This is a genomic window from Microbacterium sp. zg.Y909 (assembly GCF_024626565.1).
In genome coordinates this window covers 1-18,623 of sequence record NZ_JANJFJ010000017.1, presented here as the reverse complement: position 1 = coordinate 18,623, position 18,623 = coordinate 1, and the positions used below count along the sequence as shown (strand labels likewise).

The 18,623-nt window shown below is 69.8% G+C and carries 22 protein-coding genes and 1 tRNA gene; 10 read left to right on the top strand and 13 right to left on the bottom strand.

The features are described 5' to 3' along the window. Positions 1 to 38: 38 nt before the first annotated feature. Positions 39 to 1,016: a non-homologous end joining protein Ku gene (gene ku / locus NQ160_RS02990; protein ID WP_257513753.1), complete on the top strand. Its 978-nt coding sequence runs from the start codon at positions 39 to 41 to the stop codon at positions 1,014 to 1,016. Here the strand turns inward: ku and NQ160_RS02985 are convergent. The 5 genes from NQ160_RS02985 to NQ160_RS02965 all read right to left on the bottom strand — a co-directional run bounded on the left by NQ160_RS02985 (position 1,013) and on the right by NQ160_RS02965 (position 3,614). Then, the gene (locus NQ160_RS02985; RefSeq protein ID WP_374113623.1) at positions 1,013 to 1,816 is read right to left on the bottom strand and encodes a DedA family protein; all 804 of its coding nucleotides are present in this window, start codon (positions 1,814 to 1,816) and stop codon (positions 1,013 to 1,015) included. The genes ku and NQ160_RS02985 overlap by 4 nt on opposite strands. A 59-nt stretch (positions 1,817 to 1,875) precedes the next feature. Beyond that, positions 1,876 to 1,957, bottom strand: a tRNA-Leu gene (locus NQ160_RS02980). Positions 1,958 to 1,971: 14 nt separating this feature from the next. Next, complete coding sequence (locus NQ160_RS02975) at positions 1,972 to 2,820, bottom strand: formate/nitrite transporter family protein (RefSeq protein WP_257513752.1); 849 nt, start codon at positions 2,818 to 2,820, stop codon at positions 1,972 to 1,974. A 124-nt stretch (positions 2,821 to 2,944) separates the two neighbouring features. Then, positions 2,945 to 3,487 (bottom strand): thermonuclease family protein, encoded by a 543-nt coding sequence (locus tag NQ160_RS02970; RefSeq protein WP_257513751.1) that lies wholly within the window; start codon positions 3,485 to 3,487, stop codon positions 2,945 to 2,947. Then, a complete protein-coding gene (locus tag NQ160_RS02965) occupies positions 3,471 to 3,614 on the bottom strand; it encodes a hypothetical protein (RefSeq protein ID WP_257513750.1) in 144 nt (47 codons plus the stop codon). Before NQ160_RS02965 ends, NQ160_RS02970 begins: the two co-directional genes overlap by 17 nt. A 353-nt stretch (positions 3,615 to 3,967) precedes the next feature. Between NQ160_RS02965 and NQ160_RS02960 the strand changes: the two genes are divergently transcribed. From NQ160_RS02960 to NQ160_RS02930, 7 genes are read left to right on the top strand one after another with little or no spacing between them, the layout of a single operon-like run. Continuing rightward, entirely contained in the window at positions 3,968 to 5,134 is a 1,167-nt protein-coding gene (locus NQ160_RS02960) for a CpaF family protein (RefSeq protein ID WP_257513749.1), read from the top strand. Further along, on the top strand, positions 5,131 to 5,988 hold the full coding sequence (locus NQ160_RS02955; RefSeq protein WP_257513748.1) for a type II secretion system F family protein: 858 nt from the start codon (positions 5,131 to 5,133) through the stop codon (positions 5,986 to 5,988). The genes NQ160_RS02960 and NQ160_RS02955 overlap by 4 nt, the downstream gene beginning before the upstream one ends. Continuing rightward, entirely contained in the window at positions 5,985 to 6,908 is a 924-nt protein-coding gene (locus NQ160_RS02950; RefSeq protein ID WP_257513747.1) for a type II secretion system F family protein, read from the top strand. Before NQ160_RS02955 ends, NQ160_RS02950 begins: the two co-directional genes overlap by 4 nt. Positions 6,909 to 6,955: 47 nt before the next feature. Further along, entirely contained in the window at positions 6,956 to 7,138 is a 183-nt protein-coding gene (locus tag NQ160_RS02945; protein ID WP_257519324.1) for a hypothetical protein, read from the top strand. 29 nt (positions 7,139 to 7,167) lie between these two features. Further along, positions 7,168 to 7,518, top strand: a complete 351-nt coding sequence (locus tag NQ160_RS02940; protein WP_257513746.1) for a TadE/TadG family type IV pilus assembly protein — start codon at positions 7,168 to 7,170, stop codon at positions 7,516 to 7,518. After that, the gene (locus tag NQ160_RS02935) at positions 7,493 to 7,960 is read left to right on the top strand and encodes a TadE family protein (RefSeq protein ID WP_257513745.1); all 468 of its coding nucleotides are present in this window, start codon (positions 7,493 to 7,495) and stop codon (positions 7,958 to 7,960) included. The genes NQ160_RS02940 and NQ160_RS02935 overlap by 26 nt, the downstream gene beginning before the upstream one ends. After that, positions 7,957 to 8,370 (top strand): pilus assembly protein TadG-related protein, encoded by a 414-nt coding sequence (locus NQ160_RS02930; protein WP_257513744.1) that lies wholly within the window; start codon positions 7,957 to 7,959, stop codon positions 8,368 to 8,370. Before NQ160_RS02935 ends, NQ160_RS02930 begins: the two co-directional genes overlap by 4 nt. Positions 8,371 to 8,664: 294 nt before the next feature. Here NQ160_RS02930 and NQ160_RS02925 read toward each other — a convergent pair whose 3' ends face one another. The 6 genes from NQ160_RS02925 to NQ160_RS02900 form a co-directional block, all read right to left on the bottom strand. Beyond that, positions 8,665 to 9,480 (bottom strand): MetQ/NlpA family ABC transporter substrate-binding protein, encoded by an 816-nt coding sequence (locus NQ160_RS02925; RefSeq protein ID WP_257513743.1) that lies wholly within the window; start codon positions 9,478 to 9,480, stop codon positions 8,665 to 8,667. A 44-nt stretch (positions 9,481 to 9,524) separates the two neighbouring features. Continuing rightward, positions 9,525 to 10,196, bottom strand: coding sequence for a methionine ABC transporter permease (locus tag NQ160_RS02920; protein ID WP_257513742.1), 672 nt, complete (start codon positions 10,194 to 10,196; stop codon positions 9,525 to 9,527). Further along, positions 10,193 to 10,972 carry a methionine ABC transporter ATP-binding protein gene (locus tag NQ160_RS02915; RefSeq protein WP_257513768.1) on the bottom strand — a complete coding sequence of 260 codons (780 nt, stop codon included), beginning with the start codon at positions 10,970 to 10,972 and terminating at the stop codon, positions 10,193 to 10,195. Before NQ160_RS02915 ends, NQ160_RS02920 begins: the two co-directional genes overlap by 4 nt. Positions 10,973 to 11,136: 164 nt before the next feature. Continuing rightward, positions 11,137 to 12,804 (bottom strand): alpha-amylase family protein, encoded by a 1,668-nt coding sequence (locus NQ160_RS02910; protein WP_257513741.1) that lies wholly within the window; start codon positions 12,802 to 12,804, stop codon positions 11,137 to 11,139. Beyond that, positions 12,801 to 13,766 carry a TIGR03885 family FMN-dependent LLM class oxidoreductase gene (locus tag NQ160_RS02905; RefSeq protein ID WP_257513740.1) on the bottom strand — a complete coding sequence of 322 codons (966 nt, stop codon included), beginning with the start codon at positions 13,764 to 13,766 and terminating at the stop codon, positions 12,801 to 12,803. Before NQ160_RS02905 ends, NQ160_RS02910 begins: the two co-directional genes overlap by 4 nt. Before the next feature lie 168 nt (positions 13,767 to 13,934). Beyond that, positions 13,935 to 14,531, bottom strand: coding sequence for a TetR/AcrR family transcriptional regulator (locus NQ160_RS02900; protein ID WP_257513739.1), 597 nt, complete (start codon positions 14,529 to 14,531; stop codon positions 13,935 to 13,937). A 128-nt stretch (positions 14,532 to 14,659) separates the two neighbouring features. Between NQ160_RS02900 and NQ160_RS02895 the strand changes: the two genes are divergently transcribed. Continuing rightward, a complete protein-coding gene (locus NQ160_RS02895) occupies positions 14,660 to 15,637 on the top strand; it encodes a DUF5692 family protein (protein ID WP_257513738.1) in 978 nt (325 codons plus the stop codon). A gap of 171 nt (positions 15,638 to 15,808) precedes the next feature. On the opposite strand, the gene NQ160_RS02890 is transcribed toward NQ160_RS02895, so the two are convergent. Continuing rightward, on the bottom strand, positions 15,809 to 16,207 hold the full coding sequence (locus NQ160_RS02890; protein WP_257513737.1) for a RidA family protein: 399 nt from the start codon (positions 16,205 to 16,207) through the stop codon (positions 15,809 to 15,811). Positions 16,208 to 16,603: 396 nt separating this feature from the next. Beyond that, positions 16,604 to 17,875, bottom strand: a complete 1,272-nt coding sequence (locus NQ160_RS02885; RefSeq protein ID WP_257513767.1) for an MFS transporter — start codon at positions 17,873 to 17,875, stop codon at positions 16,604 to 16,606. Between the two features lie 26 nt (positions 17,876 to 17,901). On the opposite strand from NQ160_RS02885, the gene NQ160_RS02880 reads away from it, so the two are divergent. Further along, positions 17,902 to 18,623, top strand: a 722-nt coding sequence (locus tag NQ160_RS02880) for a PCRF domain-containing protein (RefSeq protein WP_257513736.1), incomplete at its 3' end; no start/stop codon positions are given.

Below are 18,623 nucleotides of genomic sequence, written 5' to 3'. Positions count from 1 at the left end.
TCTAGGCGTGACGGATGCGACGGGTGTTCACTGTGAGCATGAGGGCTATCTGGAAAGGCGCGCTGACCTTCGGCCTGGTGAACGTGCCGGTGAAGGTCTACTCCGCGACGGAGGATCACGACCTGTCGCTGCACCAGGTGCACGCCGCCGACGGCGGGCGCATCCGGTATCAGCGCATCTGCGAGATCGACGGCGAGGTCGTGCCCTACGCCGACATCGACAAGGCGTACGACGACGGCGAGCGCACCGTCGTCCTCACCAAGGAGGACATCGCGGCGCTCCCGGCGGAGCGCAGTCGTGAGATCGACGTCGTGGAGTTCGTGCCGAGTGAGCAGGTGGACCTGCTCACCCTCGACAAGGCGTACTACCTCGAGCCGGACTCCGCCTCGCCGAAGGCGTATGTGCTGCTGCGCAAGACCCTCGAGCAGACCGACCGCACCGCGATCGTGCGTTTCTCGCTGCGCCAGAAGACCCGGCTCGCAGCCCTGCGGGTGCGCGGCGACGTGCTGGTGCTGCAGACGCTGCTGTGGGCCGACGAAGTGCGCGAGGCGGCGTTCCCGGCGCTGGATGAGTCCGTGCGCATCTCTGCGAAGGAGCTCGAGCTGTCGGCCAGCCTCGTCGAGAGCTTCGCCGGCGACTTCGACCCAGAGGACTTCACCGACGACTACCAGCAGGAGCTGCGCACCCTCATCGAGGCCAAGCTCGAGAAGGGCGACGCCCTCGACACATCGGAGACGTTCGGCGAGGCGGAGGAGGCCGAGACCGGCGGCGAGGTCATCGATCTGATGGCGGCCCTCCGGGCGAGCGTGGAGCGCTCACGGGCGGCTCGAGGCGGCGCTGCGTCTGGCGCCGACGACGATGCGGCGCCGAAGAAGGCCGCCGCTCCGGCAGCCAAGAAGGCGCCCGTCAAGAAGTCCGCCGCCAAGAAAGCGCCGGCCAAGGCCGCGGCGTCGCAGAGCACACCGGCCAAGAAAGCCCCGGCGAAGAAGGCGCCCGCGAAGAAGAAGGCCAGCTAGCCGCGCGCTGCGGCGGGACCCTCGGGGTTCTCGTCGATGTCGTCGTCGAACGCGTCCTGGTCCAGGACCAGTTCCTGAGCCTCTGCGGCATCCGTCACGCCGTCGTCGCCGGCGGCCTTCTCCTGCGCGACCTTGCGGCGCTCGGCGAAGTAGTGCCAGACGACGAAGACGAGCGTCCCTGCGACAGCGGCGAGCAGGATCACGTCGATGTACTCCGACACGAAGTCGCCGACGAAGGGGATGAACCCGATTCCGTAGCCGATCATCGTCAGGCCGAAGCCCCACAGCACGGCGCCGATGAAGTTGTAGAGCGAGTAGCGGCGCCACGGCATGTGTCCGACGCCCGCCGCAACCGGCGCGAACGTCCGCACGATCGGAACGAACCGGGCCAGGATGATCGTGAGGCCGCCGTACCGCTCGAAGAAGGCGTTGGTGCGTTCGACGTTGCGGCGGCTGAAGACGCCCGATTCCTTGCGCTCGAACACCGCCGGACCGCCCTTGTGGCCGATGACGTACCCGGCCTCACCGCCGACGAAGGCAGAGAGCCCGATGAGCAGCGCCACCCACCACGCGCTCATACCGAAGACGCCATCGGGCGCGACCGCCGTCGAATGAGACAGCAGGCCCGCCATGATCAGCAGCGTGTCGCCGGGCAGCAGGAAGCCGACCAGAAGGCCCGTCTCGGCGAAGACGATGAAGCACACCACCAGCAGCGCCCAGGGCTGCGAGTTCGTGATGATCGTGGCGGGGTCCAGCCACGGGATCAGCGCGGTCGGTGCGTGCAGTGCGGTTTCGAGCACAGGGGTCCCGTCGGTCGGATGTCGGCGGTGTCAGTGGTGGATGCCGCGGCATCCATCCGTGCGGAAGGTGGGACTTGAACCCACACGCCCGAAGGCACAGGAACCTAAATCCTGCGTGTCTACCGATTTCACCACTCCCGCCGGGTTGCCCCAGTCTACTGGGGGGAGAGGGGCTCTCCTTCGGCGATGACGGCCACTCCCTCGTCCTCGACGGAGGCGACCTCCGAGGCGCGCGGGGAGCCCGCGATGAACCAGTAACCGAGGCCGACCACCACGGCACCGCCCACGAGGTTGCCGGTGCCCACCCAGAGCATGTTGCCGCCGAAGTCGGCCCAGGTCGCCGCGTCGACGCCGGTCATGAGGCCCAGCGCGTACGTGGTCATGTTCGCCACGACGTGCTCGTAGCCCGAGGCGACGAAGGCGAGGATCGCGAAGGCGATCACGGCGATCTTGGGGCCGTCTGAGGTGAGGCGTGCGCACATCCAGATCGCCAGGCACACCAACACGTTGCAGAGGATGCCGCGGAGGAACAGCTCATGCGGCAGCTCCGCCGACTTCGCGGTGAGCATGTCGGTGAGCATCGCCTCGGCGCCCGGATTCGAGTGCAGCAGTCCCGCGCCCGCGACGACCGCCGAGAACAGTGCGGCGCCGACCAGATTGGCGACGAAGGTCACGACGAGAGCCGCGGCGGCCCGCCCCGGGCGGACGACGCGCATGGCGGCGCCCTGGGTCAGGGTCATCATGCTCGAGGTCGCGAGCTCGCCGCCGGCGAAGACGACGATCGTCAGGGCGGCGGCGAAGACGAGCCCTCCGACGAGCTTTCCGGCGCCGGACCCTGCCGCGATCAGTGGGCCTGCGGTGCTCACCATGAGGATGACGCCGACCCCGAGATACGCTCCGGCGAGCATGCCGGAGACGACGAATCGCGCCGGGGTCAGCAAACCCTGCGCCTTGTGACGGGCGGCGTCGGCCTGCACGTTGAGCGCTTGGGCGATGGTCAGCATCAGGGTTACTCCAGGGCAGCGGGCGCGGGGCGGGGATGTCCCATGATCTCCATGTTCACCGGTCCAGCGCCAGGAACGCTGAAGCGCCGCCGTGAAAAACCTTCATGGCGCGCGGCTGACGGTGTCAGCCCGTCGGCATCGCGTGCGCGTCGTCGAGCTCGATGTACTCCGCTTCGAGCGGATGCCCGTCGTAGCCGTCACGGCTGTCGTACCGGGCCACCGCCCATCCGGTCTGCAGCATGTGGGCACCCGCGTCGCGGCCATCGACCCGCACGTAGCGAAGCAGCCGCCCGTAGCGGTCGGTGTCGTCATGGCCGGGGACGGCGACGAGGGTCACCGGGCCTTCGGAGAGGAACGCGCCGAGTTCGGCCCCGGCATCCGCATAGCCCGCCTCGCCCCGCTCGGGGGTGTCGATGCCGATCAGGCGCACCTTGCCCGCCGTGGTGTCGATGGTGTCGCCGTCGGTGATGGCCAGCACGTCGACGGTCTGCGCCGACGGTGCCTCCGTGCCGCGCGAATCGGCGCTCGGTCCGTCGCCCGCGAGCCAGAGGCCGATGACGACGACGGCCGCCACGAGGAGCACCAGCACCAGCACCAGCGCCCAAGCACGGGCGCGCGGGCTTCGTCGCGCGGTGGTCGCGGGTGGCGCGTTACGGCTTGCGCACATGCACGAGCTGCCACCCCTCGGGGACCTGGGCCTTCAGAGCGGGCATGTCGTCGGCCTCGATCTCGCGCCCGCCGTCGCGGCGCACGATCGTGGCGACGGCGGTGACCGTGATCGTGCCCTTGGTCATGCGTACCGGCGGCATCGCTCAGCTGCCAGCCCGTCGGCATCTGCGCCGCGAGCTTCTCGTGGATCTCGGCGAGGGACTGCGCCTCGACGGTGATCGCGCGGGATTCGACGGGGCGGATGGAACCGATCAGCATGCCTTCCAGCGTAGGCGGAGCCGCGGACACCTCCCGCGCTCAGCCCACCGCGCGTTGCAGGTTGCTCACGCCACCGCCGGGGACTGTGTGAGCGGCAACTCACATGCGCAGAAAAGAGATGGTCCGCAGAATCGCCCCGACCGGCTCGTCCGCCGGCTAGCGCCGTCAGGCTGTGGATAACTCGGCGCGCGGCGGTCGGGCCGTTGCGAGGATGCATCGGGTGAGCCTGGCCTACGCGTCGACCGGAGCCGCCCACATCGCGGCGGGGGTCGCCGAGCGCGTGCGGGAGCGGCTGCGTGCCGAGCCCGTCGATGCCGCCCGCATCGCCGAGGTGGCCACGGAGATCGCACGGGCCGAGGTGCGTCGTCACAACGACTTCGCGCTCGCGCGAGGGCTGGCCACGGTCGATGACGAGGGCGCGTGCGTGCGGGAGGTGCTCGCGGCGGTCACCGGGTATGGGCCGTTGCAGCCGTTCCTGGAGGACCCGACGGTCGAAGAGGTCTGGATCAATGCTCCGGACTGCATCTTCATCGCTCGGGCGGGGCGCAGCGAACGGCTGGACCTGGTTCTGACCGATTCCGCGGTGCGGGACCTGGTGGAGCGGATGCTGCATGCCAGCGGTCGCCGCGTGGATCTCAGTCAGCCCTTTGTCGACGCGTCGCTGCCCGACGGTTCGCGGCTGCACGTCGTGATCCCCGACATCACGCGCCGGCACTGGTCGGTCAACATCCGCCGGTTCCTGCCGATGTTCCGGGACCTCGACCGGCTCGTCGCCGCGGGCTCGCTCACCCTGCGGGCCGCCGACATGCTGCGCGGGGCGATGGCTGCCGGGCGCAGCGTGCTGGTCTCGGGAGCGACCCACAGCGGCAAGACGACCCTCCTGGGCGCACTCATCGCGGCGTGCCCGCCGGAGCATCGCATCGTGACGGTGGAGGAGACCTTCGAACTCGCCGTCGACGCCGACGACCTCGTCGCCCTTCAGGGCCGACAGCCGAGCCTCGAGGGGACGGGCGAGGTGACCCTGCGGCGCCTGGTCAAAGAGGCGCTGCGCATGCGGCCCGACCGCCTCATCGTCGGCGAGGTGCGCGACGCCGAGGCGCTGGACCTGCTGCTGGCGCTCAACACGGGAGTGCCCGGGGCGGCGAGCATCCACGCCAATTCGGCGCAGGAGGCGCTGGCGAAGCTCGCCGCGCTGCCGCTGCTGGCCGGACGCAACATCGACCCGGGGTTCGTGGTGCCCGCCGTCGCGGCATCCGTCCACCTCGTCGTGCACTGCGAGAGGGATGCCACGGGGCACCGCCGCATCGCGGAGATCATCGCTCCCACCGGCAGGGTCCTCGACGGGGTCGTCGAAGCACAGTCGCTGTACCGGGCGGGCGTCGGATGACGTTCGTCTGGGGTGGGGCGCTGGCGGCAGGGTTGCTGCTGGCTCTCTCGCCGTGGCTGTGGCCGGCGGGGGTTCGTCGCCCGCGGCCGACGACGGAAGGACGGCTTGCCCGCCTGCTGGCGGCGGCGGGGTTCGCGCATGTACGGCCACGGGCGGTGGGGTCGGCCTCCGTGCTGATCGGACTGGGGGCGGCCGCCCTCGCGTGGCTCGTGACCGGGCTGCCCGCACTTGCACTCGTCGCGGGCACCGCCGGTGCCGCGGCGCCCGTGGTGTGGCTGCGTTCGCGCGCCGCGGGGCGTCAGCGCAGCCGGCGGGGGCTCTGGCCGGATGTCTGCGACCTGCTGATCGCGTCGGTGCGTGCCGGGATGTCGCTGCCGGACGCCGTATCGAGCCTCGCTCAGTCGGCACCCGGCGAACTGCGGCCGGCGTTCACCGTCTTCGCCCGCGATCTGAGTGCGTCGGGCCACTTCGACTCCGCCGCGCTGCGGTTGAAGCACACGCTGGCCGACCCCGCGGCGGATCGCATCATCGAGACGCTGCGCATGACCCGGCATGTGGGCGGTACCGAGCTGCCCACGGTGCTGCGCTCGCTCTCGGCGTCGGTGCGCGCCGACGCCGCGTTGCGCGCGGAGGTCGAGGCGCGCCAATCCTGGATCCGCGGTGCCGCCGCGCTCGGGGTCATCGCCCCGTGGGTGATCCTCGCGCTTCTCGCCCTGCGACCCGAGGGCGCGCGCGCGTACGGCAGCCCGGAGGGCGTCGTTGTCGTGCTGGTGGGTGCGGCGGTGTCGGTGATCGCCTACCGCATCATGGTGCGGATCGGCCGGCTGCCCGAGCCGCGGCGGTGGTTCGCGTGAGTGGCCTGACCGAACTCGCGCTCGCGGTCGTCCTCGGCGGCGGCCTGGCCATGGGGCTGGCGCTCGTCGTGATGCGGCTTCCGGGCTGGCGAGCGGCCCGGCTGGCCGATCGCCTCGCTCCGTACCTGCGTGACACGGCCGATCCGCTCGGGCTCACCCCGCTGGGGGTGCCCGCCCTGCGCGTCGCCGATGCCTGGAGCGCCTGGAGCGATCGGCTCGCCCGTGCCCTCGGCGGCTCGACGGTGATCGCGCGGCGCCTGCGGCAGGCGGGCTGGGAGATGGATGCCACCCGCTTCCGCGCCCGCCAGCTGGGCTGGACGCTGGGTGGGCTCATCGCCGGTGCGCTGGTCGTCGTCGCGCTCGCGGTGGCCGGCAGGTTCGTGGCCGGCTCGATCCTGCTGCCGCCGATCGCCGCCATCGCGGGCGCGGCCCTGTGGGACATGCGGTTGACGGGCGCGGCGCGTGCCCGGGTCACGCGGGCGCACGAGGAGCTGCCCACGGTGCTGGAGTTCCTCTCCCTGTGCCTCGCGGCGGGGGAGGGCGTGCTCGACGCGCTGCGCCGTGTGGCGGATGTCGGCTCGGGGGAGCTGCCGGGTGAGCTGCGTCGGGTCGTCTTGGCCGTGGCCACCGGCTCGCCCCTGCCCGACGCGCTCGTGAGCCTGTCGCGGGACCTCGACATCCCGGCGCTCACGCGCAGCGTCGATCATCTTGTGGCGGCGCTCGATCGTGGAGCGCCCCTCGCCCAGGTGCTGCAGGCCCAGGCCACGGACACCAGGGAAGACGCCAAGCGCGTGCTCATCGAGCAGGCAGGACGCAAGGAGATCCTGATGCTCCTGCCGCTGGTGTTCCTCATCTTGCCGCTCTCGGTGCTCTTCGCGATCTTTCCTGGTGTGTTCATGCTTCAAGTCGGATTCGGGTGACCGCGTGCGGTCGGAAAGGAGCGGCGATGTTCCGCGAACAGAGGGAGATGATGGCGTTGCGTTTGCGCACGGCGTGGGGCGGCGTGCGCGACGACGATCGTGGCGACGTGCCGGGCTGGGTGCTGGTGACGCTCATGACGGCGGGTCTGGTGGTGGTGATCTGGGCCGTCGCCGGGCCCGCGCTGGCGGGCCTGTTCGAGCAGGCGATCCAGAGCGTCAGCGGCTTGTAGGGCTCGGGGACGACACCGGCTCGAGCCCGGTGGAGTTCGTGCTGGTCGGAGCCTTGCTCACCGTGCTGACCCTCGGCGTGCTGCAGTTCGGCGTAGCGGTGTACGTGCGCAACGTCGTGCACGATGCGGCCGTGGAGGGGGCGTTCCACGCGGCGCTCGCCGATACGGCGCTGCATGAGGGTGCCGACCGCACGCGCACGATCATCCGCCGCGCGGTGGGCGGTCAGTTCGCCGAGGCCGTGGAGGTGCTCGAGACGACGCACCTCGGCCACCCCGCGGTGCGAGTGACGGTGCGGGCGACCCTCCCGCTGGTGGGACTGCTCGGCGCGCCCGAGGCGTTGGAGGTGAGCGCGCATGCCCCGGTGGAGAGCCTCGGCTGACGGAGCGGCCGGCGACGATGAAGGCGCCGCCGCGCTGGAGTTCATCCTGGTCGGGGTGATCCTGCTGGTGCCCCTGGTGTACCTGATCGTCGCGCTGGGGGCCGTGCAGGGGCAGACTCTGGGGGCCGAGGCCGGTGCGCGTCACATCGCACGCGCGGTGGCGACGGCTCCGGATGCCGCGACAGCCGCGGCCCGCACCGACGCGATCCTCGCCGCGGTCGTGGACGAGTACGGCCTGGCGCCGGATGCCGTCGAGGTCGCGATCACGTGCACGCCCGCCGGCTCCGGGTGTCCCGCATCGGGCGCAACGCTGCATGTCACCGTCGCCACGCGGGTGACGCTGCCGCTCGTGCCGCAGGTGCTGGGGCTCGAGCAGGTCGCGAGTATCCCTGTGCAGGCGGCATCCGTGCAGAAGGTCTCGCGGTTCTGGAGCGAGCGATGACGACGCGGAAGGCCGACGACGAGGGCAGCATCATGCTGCTGTCGCTGGGGTACGCGGTGCTCGCGATCCTGCTGATCCTGGTGTGCGTCGATGCGACGAGCCTGCACCTGGCCGGCAAGCGCCTCGACGCGGTGGCGGATGCCGCGGCGCTCGCCGGAGCCGACGGGTTCACCCTGTCGGTCGACGGCGGGGATCCGACAGCGCAGCTGACCGACGCCGGGGTCCACGAGCAGGCCGCCGGCATCGTGAGCGCGGTCGGCACTGCCGTGCTCGTCTCGGCGGCAACGCCGGACGGGGTCTCTGCCCGGGTGACGGTGTCGACGGTGTGGCATCCGCCGATCGCGACGCTTTTCGTCCCCGCCGGCGTGCCGCTGGAGTCGACCGCCACGAGCCGCACCGCCCTGCGCTGAACGTGGCGCGCCGACGCGCTCGAGCCGGCGGCTCGGCGTCCCGCATGCGCGACACCGCGTCGCTGCGCACGTGCGGGTCGACTCGCGGGGGTTTCCGTGTCCCGAATCTTCGGGGTCTCCCGATTTCGCATGTGAGTTCCCGCTCACGCGCGCGTCGTCCGAGCCGTGCCCACGCCCACCTCCGGGCTGTGTGAGCGGGAAGTCACATGGCTGAGAGAGGAAGTGTCCGCAGAATTCGGCGGTCAGACCCGGCTGACGCCGACCCGCTGGCCTCGCACGGTGCGCCGGGCGCCGTCAGAACGCGACCTCGATGGTCTCGTTCGATTCGATCACCTCACGCACGGCATCGCTCGTGAAGGCCCGGGTCAGCGCAGCCGTCGCATCCGAGGATGCATCGTCGCCCGCGACCACGAGGTTCAGCGCGAAGGTGTCGTCGAGTTCGGTGAGAAGGCCGTCGTCGTGCGGGTTCAGGCCGAGCGCGGCGATGTGCGACGGCCACTGGAAGACCAGATCTGCTTCCTCGTACGCTGCGTTCAGCGAGCTGATCGGCACCTGCAAGAACTCGACGCCCTGGGGGTTCTCGACGATGTCGTCCACGGTCGCGTCGTACGGATCGACGGCGGGATCGAGCGTCACGATGCCCTCGGCGGCGAGCAGCTTCAAGGCGCGGCCGGTGTTGGACGGATCGTCGGGGATCGCGATTGTGGCGCCGGTGGGGAGATCGGCGATGTCGGTGAGCGACTTCGAGTAGAACGCGATCACGAAGTTGTAGACCGGCTGCACTGCGACGAGCGAGCCGTCGTTGCCCTCGTTGAAGGTCTGCATGTACGGCTCATGCTGGGAGAAGTTCGCGTAGACGTCTCCGTCATTGAGGATCGTGTTGGCCGTGATGTAGTCGGCGACCTCGACGAGTTCGATCTCATAACCGTCGTCGATGGCCTCGGCGGCCGCCTCGACGACGTCGGTCATCGGCGATGTCACGGCGGCGACCTGGAGCGTCACCGGAGCCGTGTCACCGCCCCCATCGGCGCCCGCACCGGCAGCGCAGCCCGCGAGCACCGCGACCGCTCCCACTGCTATGGCGACGACGCTGAACCGGGAGGCTCTCATGGTTTCCTTCTTTCCTGGGTCGGCTTGTGCTGGTGCCGGCGGGATCAGCGGTGATCCAGTCGCACCGAGGTGCGGTTTCCGATCGCCTGGATTGTCAGGACGCAGACGACGATGATCGCGATGGTGATGTACATGAGGGCGTCGTTGTACTCCTGGTAGCCGTACCGCATCGCGAAGTCGCCGATGCCGCCGCCCCCCACCACGCCGAGCACGGTGGAGTACGACAGCAGGCTGATGGCCGCGGATGTCAGCGCGTACACGAGCCCGGGGCGCGCCTCGGGCAGCAGCACCCGGAACACCGCCCGCGGAACGGTCGCCCCCATCGCCTGGGCCACGCGCGAGATGCCCGGCGGGATCTCGCGCAGGATCTGCTCGACCAGGCGCGCATAGATCGCCACCGCCACGAAGCACAGCGGCAGCGTGCCGGCCTGCGTGCCGAAGCTGGTCCCGATCACCGCGCGCGTGAACGGGATGAGGAAGACCACCAGCAGCAGGAACGGGAAGGAGCGGACGATGTTGATGTACATGTTCGCCACGGACCAGATCGCGCGGTTCTCCGCGATGCCGCCGCGCTGCGTGAGGAACACGATCATCCCGAGCGGCAGTCCGATCAGCACCGCGGCGAGGAGGGAGACGACCAGCATGTACCCGGTCTCGCCGAGAGCCTCGAGGATGTCGTCGCCGTACTCGGAGAGGAGCTCAGTGATCTGATTCACGGCATGAGCTCCCGCTTGACCTGCTCGTGATAGCTCGGCAGCGTGCGGTAGTCGCTCTTGGTCACGGGGAACAGTTCCCGAAGCCGCCCTCGCTCCAACAGTGCCGCACGGTCGCAGATCGCCTTGACGACGTCGAGGTCGTGCGTGATCACGACGACGGTGGTGCCGAGCTTGTCGCGGGCATCGGACAGCACCCGGAGGATGTCCGACGTCGTCGACGCGTCCAGGGATGACGTCGGCTCGTCGCACAGCAGCAGCGCCGGCCGCGAGACGAGGGCCCGGGCGAGGCCGACGCGCTGCTGCTCGCCGCCGCTCAGCTGCGCAGGGTAATGGTCGGCGCGATGCGAGAGCCCGACGAACGCGAGGATCTCGTCGACCGCCTGTCGCTCCTCGGCGCGGCTTAAGACGGTACCGCCCTGCCCCCGCGCCAGCTGCTGGGGGAGGGCGACGTTCTCCCGCACGGTGCGGTTGCTCAGCAGGTGGATGCCTTGGAACACCACGCCGATGCCTTGTCGCAGCCTGCGGAGTGCCGCACGTCGCAGGCCGCCGACGTCGACGCCCTGCACGGTGACGGAGCCCGAGGTCGGCGTCGTCAGTCCGTTTATGAGCTCGAGCAGGGTGGTCTTGCCGGCGCCGCTCTCACCGATGACCCCGAAGATCTCCTCGCGCCGGATGCTGAGGGTCACATCGTCGAGGGCCGGAGCGTGATCCGCTTTCGTGCCATAGCGCTTCGTCGTGTTGCGGAACTCGACGATCGCGCTGTCGCCCTCCACCATCACGTCGCATCGCCTTCCGTGACCCGGGCCAGCCGGTCATCCGTTTCTAAACCGCGTCCAACTATACGGCTCGTCGCGGAGGCAAGGGCCGGACGGCCTCTGCCGAGCCCGCCAGAGAAGGAGGCGCCGCCGGGGCGCGACGTTATGGCCGTCTCCGGCGAGCCTCACATCACGCGGCCGTCCCCTGGGCGCGACACCCGCAGCCACCGAAAGCCGTAGGCGGGCAGTGTGAACTCGATACCGCGACGATCGTCGAGGGGAAGGCGCTCGGAGTCCAGGATGTCGACCAGCGTCGTCCCTTCCGGCTCGTCGGGAAGGGCGAAGGCGAGCAGCGTGGGCACGTCGGTGAAGCTGTGCACGGCCACGGTGCGGCCGACGTCGGCGCGCAGGGAATGCACGAGCACGCCCGGCGCGTCGTGCTTGATGATCTCCAGCTCGCCCCACCCGAGCTCGGGCGAGATGCGGTAGCGGGACGCCAGATTGCGGAAGAAGTGCAGCAGGGAGCCGGGGTCTTCGAGCTGGTCGGCGACGTTGACGTGCACGGGGGAGTATCCGTCGCCGGGCGGCGGCGCCACGAGGCGGGAGGGCGGGGCCGTCGAGAACCCGCCGGCGCGTTCTGCCGACCACTGCATCGGGGTGCGTACGGCATGCCGCTTATCGAGGTCGGCGTTCTCACCCATGCCGATCTCCTCGCCGTAGAAGATCGCCGGCGTGCCCGGCAGGCTGAACAGCAGGCTGTAGGCCATCCGGATGCGGCGGGGGTCGCCTTCGAGCATGGTCGGCAACCGTCGGGTGATGCCCCGCCCGTACACGCGCTGGCTCTCGTCGGGCGCGAAGGCGTCGAACACCTCCTGGCGCTCCTCGTCGGTGAGCTGGTCGAGGGTGAGTTCGTCGTGATTGCGCAGGAAGTTCGCCCACTGCGCCTCGACCGGCAGGCTGGGGCGTGAGGAGAGCGCTGCAGCCAGGGGCGTCGGATCGTGACGGGCGAGTGACAGATAGAACGCCTGCATCCCGGCGAAGTCGAACTGCATCGTGAGTTCTTGGCCGTCGTTGCCGGCACCGAAGTACGCCGCCTGCTGCTCGTAGGGGAGGTTCACCTCGCCCAGCAGCACCGCTTCGCTCGAGCGCCGCTGCAGAAAGCGGCGGATGTCGCGCAGCATGTCATGCGGATTGGCCATCTCAGCGCCCTCGGGCACCTCGAGCAGGAACGGCACGGCATCAACGCGGAATCCGGAGATCCCCAGCTGCAGCCAGAACCCGACGGTCTTGGCGATCTCGTCGCGCACTGCGGGGTTGGCGATGTTCAGGTCGGGCTGATGCGGGTAGAAGCTGTGCATGTACCACTCGCCGGATTTGTCCTCCCGGGTCCAGATCCCGTCGGCCTCACCGGGGAAGACCTCGTTCTTCTGTCCCTTGGGTGGCGGGTCGGATCGCCACACGTAGAAGTCGCGGTACGGCGACGAAGCGCTGCGCTTGGCGGATCGGAACCATGGATGCCGGTCGGAGGTGTGATTCACGACGAGGTCGACGATGACGCGCATGCCTCTGTCGCGCGCCGTGCGGATCACTTCGACGAGATCGCCGTGCGTGCCCAGGCGAGGGTCGACGCCGTAGAAGTCGGTGACGTCGTAGCCGTCGTCGCGGTCGGGCGTCGGGTAGAAGGGCATGAGCCACAGGCACGTGACGCCGAGTTGGGCGAGGTAGTCGATGCGGGATGCCAGTCCCTGCAGGTCGCCCACGCCGTCGCCGTCGGAGTCGAGGAACGTCTCGACGTCGAGGCAGTAGATGACGGCGGACTTCCACCACAGGTCGCTCGTGTCGGTGATTCTCACAGCAGCTCCTTCAATCGGGGCAGCAGCTGGTCGCGCGCGGCATCGAGGAACGGCGCCTGGTCCTGGCCGACGTGGTGCAGGTAGACCCGGTCGAAGCCGAGCCGCGCGTGCTCGGCGATTCGGTCTGCGAGCTCAGCAAGATCGCTTGAGACGAACAGGGCGTCGCGCATCTGCTGGTCAGTCGGTTCGCCGGCGGCGGCGTCGAAGTCCTCGGGCTGCTCGAGATCCCAGATCGTGGGCGCGCTGAGCAGGGCATGCCGCCACTGATCCCGCGCGATCGCGAGGGCCTCGGCATCCGTCGGCGCCCAGCTGAGATGAACCTGCAGGGCACGCGGACCCGTCCCGCCCGCGGACTCGTAGGCCGAGAGCACCTTTTGCAAGGCCTCCGGCGGCTGGAGGGCGGTGACCAGGCCGTCCGCCCACGATGCCGCCCACGCCGCGGTCTCGGGACTGATCGCGGCGGCCAGGAGGGGCGGCGGCACGTCCGGCCGCGACCACACGCGGGCGCGGTGCACGCGCACCAGACCCTCGTGGTCGACCTCTTCGCCCGCCAGTAGTCGACGGATGACCGAGACGCTCTCGGCGAGCCGTGCCTTGCGTTCCGGCTTCGGCGGCCAGGCGTCGCCGGTGACGTGCTCGTTCATCGCCTCGCCGCTGCCCAGTGCCGCCCAGAAGCGTCCCGGGAACATCTCCTCGAGGGTCGCGTACGCCTGCGCGGCGATCACCGGGTGGTAGCGCTGCCCCGGGGCGTTGACGAAGCCGATCGAGAATTCCGTGCGGGCGAGGGCTGCACCGAGCCAGCTGGGTGCGAAGCCCGATTCGCGCTGGCGCACGCCCCACGGCGCGACGTGGTCTGAGCACATCGCCCCGTCGAATCCGGCGGCCTCCGCCGCCACGACGTCGTGAAGGAGTTGACCGGGTGGGATCTGTTCGTGGGATGCGTGGAAGCCGAGAAAGACCATGCCCGCGAGTCTGGCGGGTCCCTCTGCCGGCCCGGAACCGTTTGCGTTCGGCCTGCGGCGTGCGGTAAGCCGTCACGCTGTCGGCCGGACCTCCGGGATTGTGAGGTGTTCGATTTTTCCGTGTGAGTTCCCGCTCACACGCCCGCTTTCGTCGCGGTGGCGCCCACCCTATTCCGGCTCCGGCTCGGCACGGGCGTCGAGTCGCCGCGCGGACTCCCGCATCGCGCCGTGCAGCATGATCTCGAGATCGCCGACCACGCGGTACGGGTGCTCGACCATGCCGTCTGCCACCCACCGCAGCACCACGGCCAGCACCGCGGAGGTGTAGAAGTCCACCACGAGCACGCGGTCCTGCGCGCGCTTCGGTCCGCCGCCCTCGTGGCTCATCACCGCCTCGGTGATGGGCCTCATCTGCCCGAAGAGGAAGCGCTCGATCCCGGACCGACCCACCCCGTCGATCACCCCCAGCGTCGACGCGCGGTTGTCACGCATGTACAGCATCAGGCGCACGAGGCCGTCGGCCCATCCCAGCTCGGATGCGAAAGCGCGGACACGGCCGGCGACCTCGGTCTCGAAGACCCAGACCGCGAGGCCCCGGACGTCCTGGAAGTGGTAGTAGAACGCCTGTCGAGTCAGCCCGCAGTCGCGCGTCAGCTCTGTGACTGTCACCTTGTCGAGCGGCTCGGTGCGCAGCCGGCCCTTCAGCGCAGCGGCCAGGGCGTGGCGCGCATCAGCGCGGGAGTGCGGATCGGCACTTTCGGCCATGCCTCACGGTAGCGCCCGGCGGGTCTGGACACATCCCGTCAATTGTCTAATGACATGGTGAGAGCCGATTTCTACCGTTGTTAACCGGACGGCACGCGTCCGGCGGGCCGCTGAGGAGAGGTCCCGAAATGTTCCTGTACGAATCCATTCCCTGGTACTCCTGGGCGATGTTCGGCGTCGTCCTGGTAGCCCTCATCGCGCTGAACGAGGTGACGCGCCGCTGGAAGTGGGCGGGTATCGCCTTCTTCGTGGCGCTGCCGATCTTCCTGACGATCTTCGTGTGGCCGACGACGGCCGGCGAAGGCTCGTCGACCGGCACCTGGTTCCACTGGGTGAAGGTGTACTCGGCGCTCATCGGATGCCTGGGCTTCATGCTCATCCGCTACGTGCCCCGTCTGGCGGCGAACCGCTGGATGCTGCTGTTCCCGCCGCTGATCCTGGCGATCAACATCGGCGAGGCCGTCATCCGCGACTTCGAGGTGGCGGGCCTGCAGGGCATGCACGACGGCGTCTTCATGGTCGGCGGCCCCTGGAACTACATGAACGCCATCGCCGGCATCCTGAACCTCGTCACCATCTGCGGCTGGGCCGGCATCATCGTGTCGCGTGACAAGTCCAAGGACATGATCTGGCCCGACATGATGTGGTTCTGGGTCATCGCCTACGACCTGTGGAACTTCGCCTACGTCTACAACTGCGTCGGCGACCACTCGTTCTACGCCGGTGCGGCGCTGCTCATCTCCTGCACCATCCCCGCCTTCTTCATCAAGAAGGGCGCCTGGCTGCAGCACCGCGCGCACACCCTGGCCCTGTGGATGATGTTCACGATGGCCGTCCCCACCTTCGTGAGCTCGTCGCCGTTCGCCGTCGAGTCTTCGCACAACCCGACCGCGCTGTTCGTCGTGTCGGCCATCTCGCTCGCGGCCAACATCGCCGTCGCGGCCTACCAGCTGCGCACGATCATCAAGCTGCGCCGGAACCCGCTGCGCGACGAGCTGTACACCGAGCTGCCCCAGTACCAGGAGGTGCGCGAGGCGAACCTCCCCGTGCAGGTGTCGGTCGCTCGGCCCGCCTCCCGGGAGACCGAACCGCTGGTCACGGTCTGACCGCCGCTCGCCCGGCCCGCGGCCGGGGAACGACCACGCGCCGTGGGGGCGGCCCGGCGGCGCCGGGCCCCCCCGCGCCCCCCCCCCCCCCGCCGCGCTCGCGATCACCCGAACCGAAAGCGAATGGCCGAGCCTGGGAGAACCCAGGCCCGGCCATCGACGGCGGAGCCGTCAGGGGACGAGCGCGATCGCCTTCAGCTCGACGAGCTGACCGGGGAACGTGAGCTCGGTGACGCCGATGGCGCTCCAGGCGTGCGGCACCGGGCCACGGGGGATGAAGCGCTCGCGCACCTCGAGGAAGAGCGGCAGGTGATCCTGCAGGCCGACGTGGAAGGTGGTCATCTCCACGATGTGCTCGAAGTCCGACCCGGCGGCGCGCAGCACGGCGCCGAGGTTCTCGAACGCCGCCACGAAGTGGTCTTCGAGGCTCGAGTCGATGACCTTCATGTCCGCATCACGCCCCACCTGTCCTGCGCAGTAGATCAGGTTTCCGACCTTGACGGCGGGCGCGTAGTTGAAGCGCTCGACAAGGTGGAGCATCTCGTCCGGGGCAACGAGTTCGCGGGTCATGGGGGTCTCCTATCGGTGGTGCTTCCGGCCGTTTCTCGCCGGTGGCATGAGCGTAGGAAACCCGTGTTTCCGGTTCGGTCCCGCGCGTTACCGCCGTGTGACGCGGGGGAGGCCGCCTGCTCGGTGCCGGCGCCCCCGTCGCGCGCGCAGCCGGCTGAAAGGTTCTCGCATTACCGGTTTCGTTGTGTGAGTTCCCGCTCACGCAGCCGACGCCCGCGCACGTCGGCGTGTGAGTTCCCGCTCACGCGCCGTCGAGCCGTGTCGGGGGCGGGGCATGTGAGCTCCCGCTCACACCCCTGCGACTGTGTGAGCGGGAAGTCACACGCGAAAACGAGAGAACATCGGCGGAATCGAGGCGCCCGTCGTTGCGGCTGCGGCAGAAGCGAACGACGTCGCTCACGCGCGCTCTCGCGGCACGAACCGCGGCACGAACCGCACGAACGCCGCCGCTCCCGCCAGCCCGAGCACGCCCATCGCCCCCGCGGCGACCGCCAGTGAGAACGCCGCAAGCGCGGAGACGATCAGCGGCGCGACCGCGCCACCGGCATCCGTCAACGTCCGCCAGGACCCCAGGTAGGGGGCGGGGTCGTCCTTGGGGGCGGTGTCGGCGCCGAGGGTGAGGAGGATGCCGCTCGAGAGCCCGTTGCCGACCCCGAGCACCGCGGCGAACATCGCGAACCACATCGCCGCCTGGTCGACATCGTGGGTGAAGGACAGCGCCAGGAACCCGGCACTCATCAGCAGCATCGCCGGCAGCGCCGCCCACAGCCGCCCGAACCGGTCCATCACCTGGCCGCTGGCGTAGAACAGGGCGAAGTCGATCGCACCGGAGATGCCGACGACGAGCGCGATCGTCTGCGCGTCCAGACCGATCGACACGCCCCACAGCGGCAGCACCACCTGGCGGGCGGATCGCATCGCCGACAACGAGGCCGCCGCCAGGCCCAGTCGGCCCAGCACCCTCCGGTGGCGCCACATCGTGCGGAAGACCCCGACGCGCTCCTGCACGGGGATCGCCCCGGTCACCGGCTCGCCGGTGTCTTCCGCCACCCGGGAGTCCCCGCGGCCCGCGGCGACCGCCGTCTCGGGGTCGGGTCCGAGCAGCACCAGCAGCACGGTGGCGACCAGGCACGCACCGAAGAACCAGACCGTCGCATGCGCGTCGCCGAACAGGGCCAGAAGGGCCGCAGCGACGAACGGCCCCACGAACATGCCCAGTCGGAAGGTCCCGCCCAGGAGCGACAATGCCCGGGCGCGGAAAGCCAGCGGCACGCGCGTCGTCATGAAGGAGTGTCTGGCCAGCCCGAACGCCGCCGCGCAGAACCCGATGAGGAAGACCGACGCCGCAAGCACCGGCAGGGAGGGTGCCACCAGCAGCCCTGCCACGCCGAGCAGCGACACGGTGCCGGCGATGGTCATCGTCCAACGCTCGCCGAGGCGCGCCACCGCCCACCCGGCCGGGATGTTCCCGCACAGCTGACCGACCACAAGGGCGGATGCCACGAGTGCGGCCGTCGCGAGATCGGCGCCGAGGGCGGCCGCGAAGATCGGCAGCAGGGGGATGACCGCCCCCTCGCCGAGGGCGAACAGCACGGTCGGTCCGTAGATCATCGGAGCGAACCGCCAGAGCGTCCCGGCGATGCGGGGGTCGTCTTCGCCGTGAGCCATCGGCATCCACGTTAGTCTGAAGAGCCATGTTTGAACTCGATCTTTCCGCCGACATCCAGGCGCTGCGCTCCACTTTCTCCGACATCCAGGCGGTGGTGGACGTCGACGCGCTCACGGCCGAGATCGCGCGGCTCTCCGAAGAGGCCGGCGCGCCCGACCTCTGGGACGACGTCGAGAAGGCCCAGAAGGTCACGAGCGCCCTCAGCCACCGTCAGACCGAGTTGAAGCGGCTCACAGAAATCGAGAACCGCCTGGACGACCTCGACGTGCTCATCGAGCTCGCCATCGAGATGGGCGACGAGGAATCCGCCGATGAGGCGCGCAAGGAGCTCGCCGAGCTCGAGGACGTCATCGGCCAGCTCGAGGTGCAGACGCTGCTCGACGGCGAGTACGACGACCGCGGCGCGGTCGTCACCATCCGTTCCGGCGCCGGCGGCGATGACGCGACCGACTTCGCCGAGATGCTCATGCGCATGTACCTGCGCTGGGCCGAGCGTCACAAGTACCCCGTGAAGATCCTCGACACCTCCTACGCAGAGGGCGCGGGCATCAAGTCGGCCACGTTCGAGGTCGACGCCCCCTATGCCTACGGCACGCTCTCGGTCGAGGCGGGCACCCACCGGCTCGCCCGCATCAGCCCCTTCGGCTCCGCCGACAAACGGCAGACGAGCTTCGCCGCCGTCGAGGTCATCCCGGTGATGGCAGAGGCCAAGGAGGTCGAGGTCCCCGAAGGTGACATCCGCGTGGA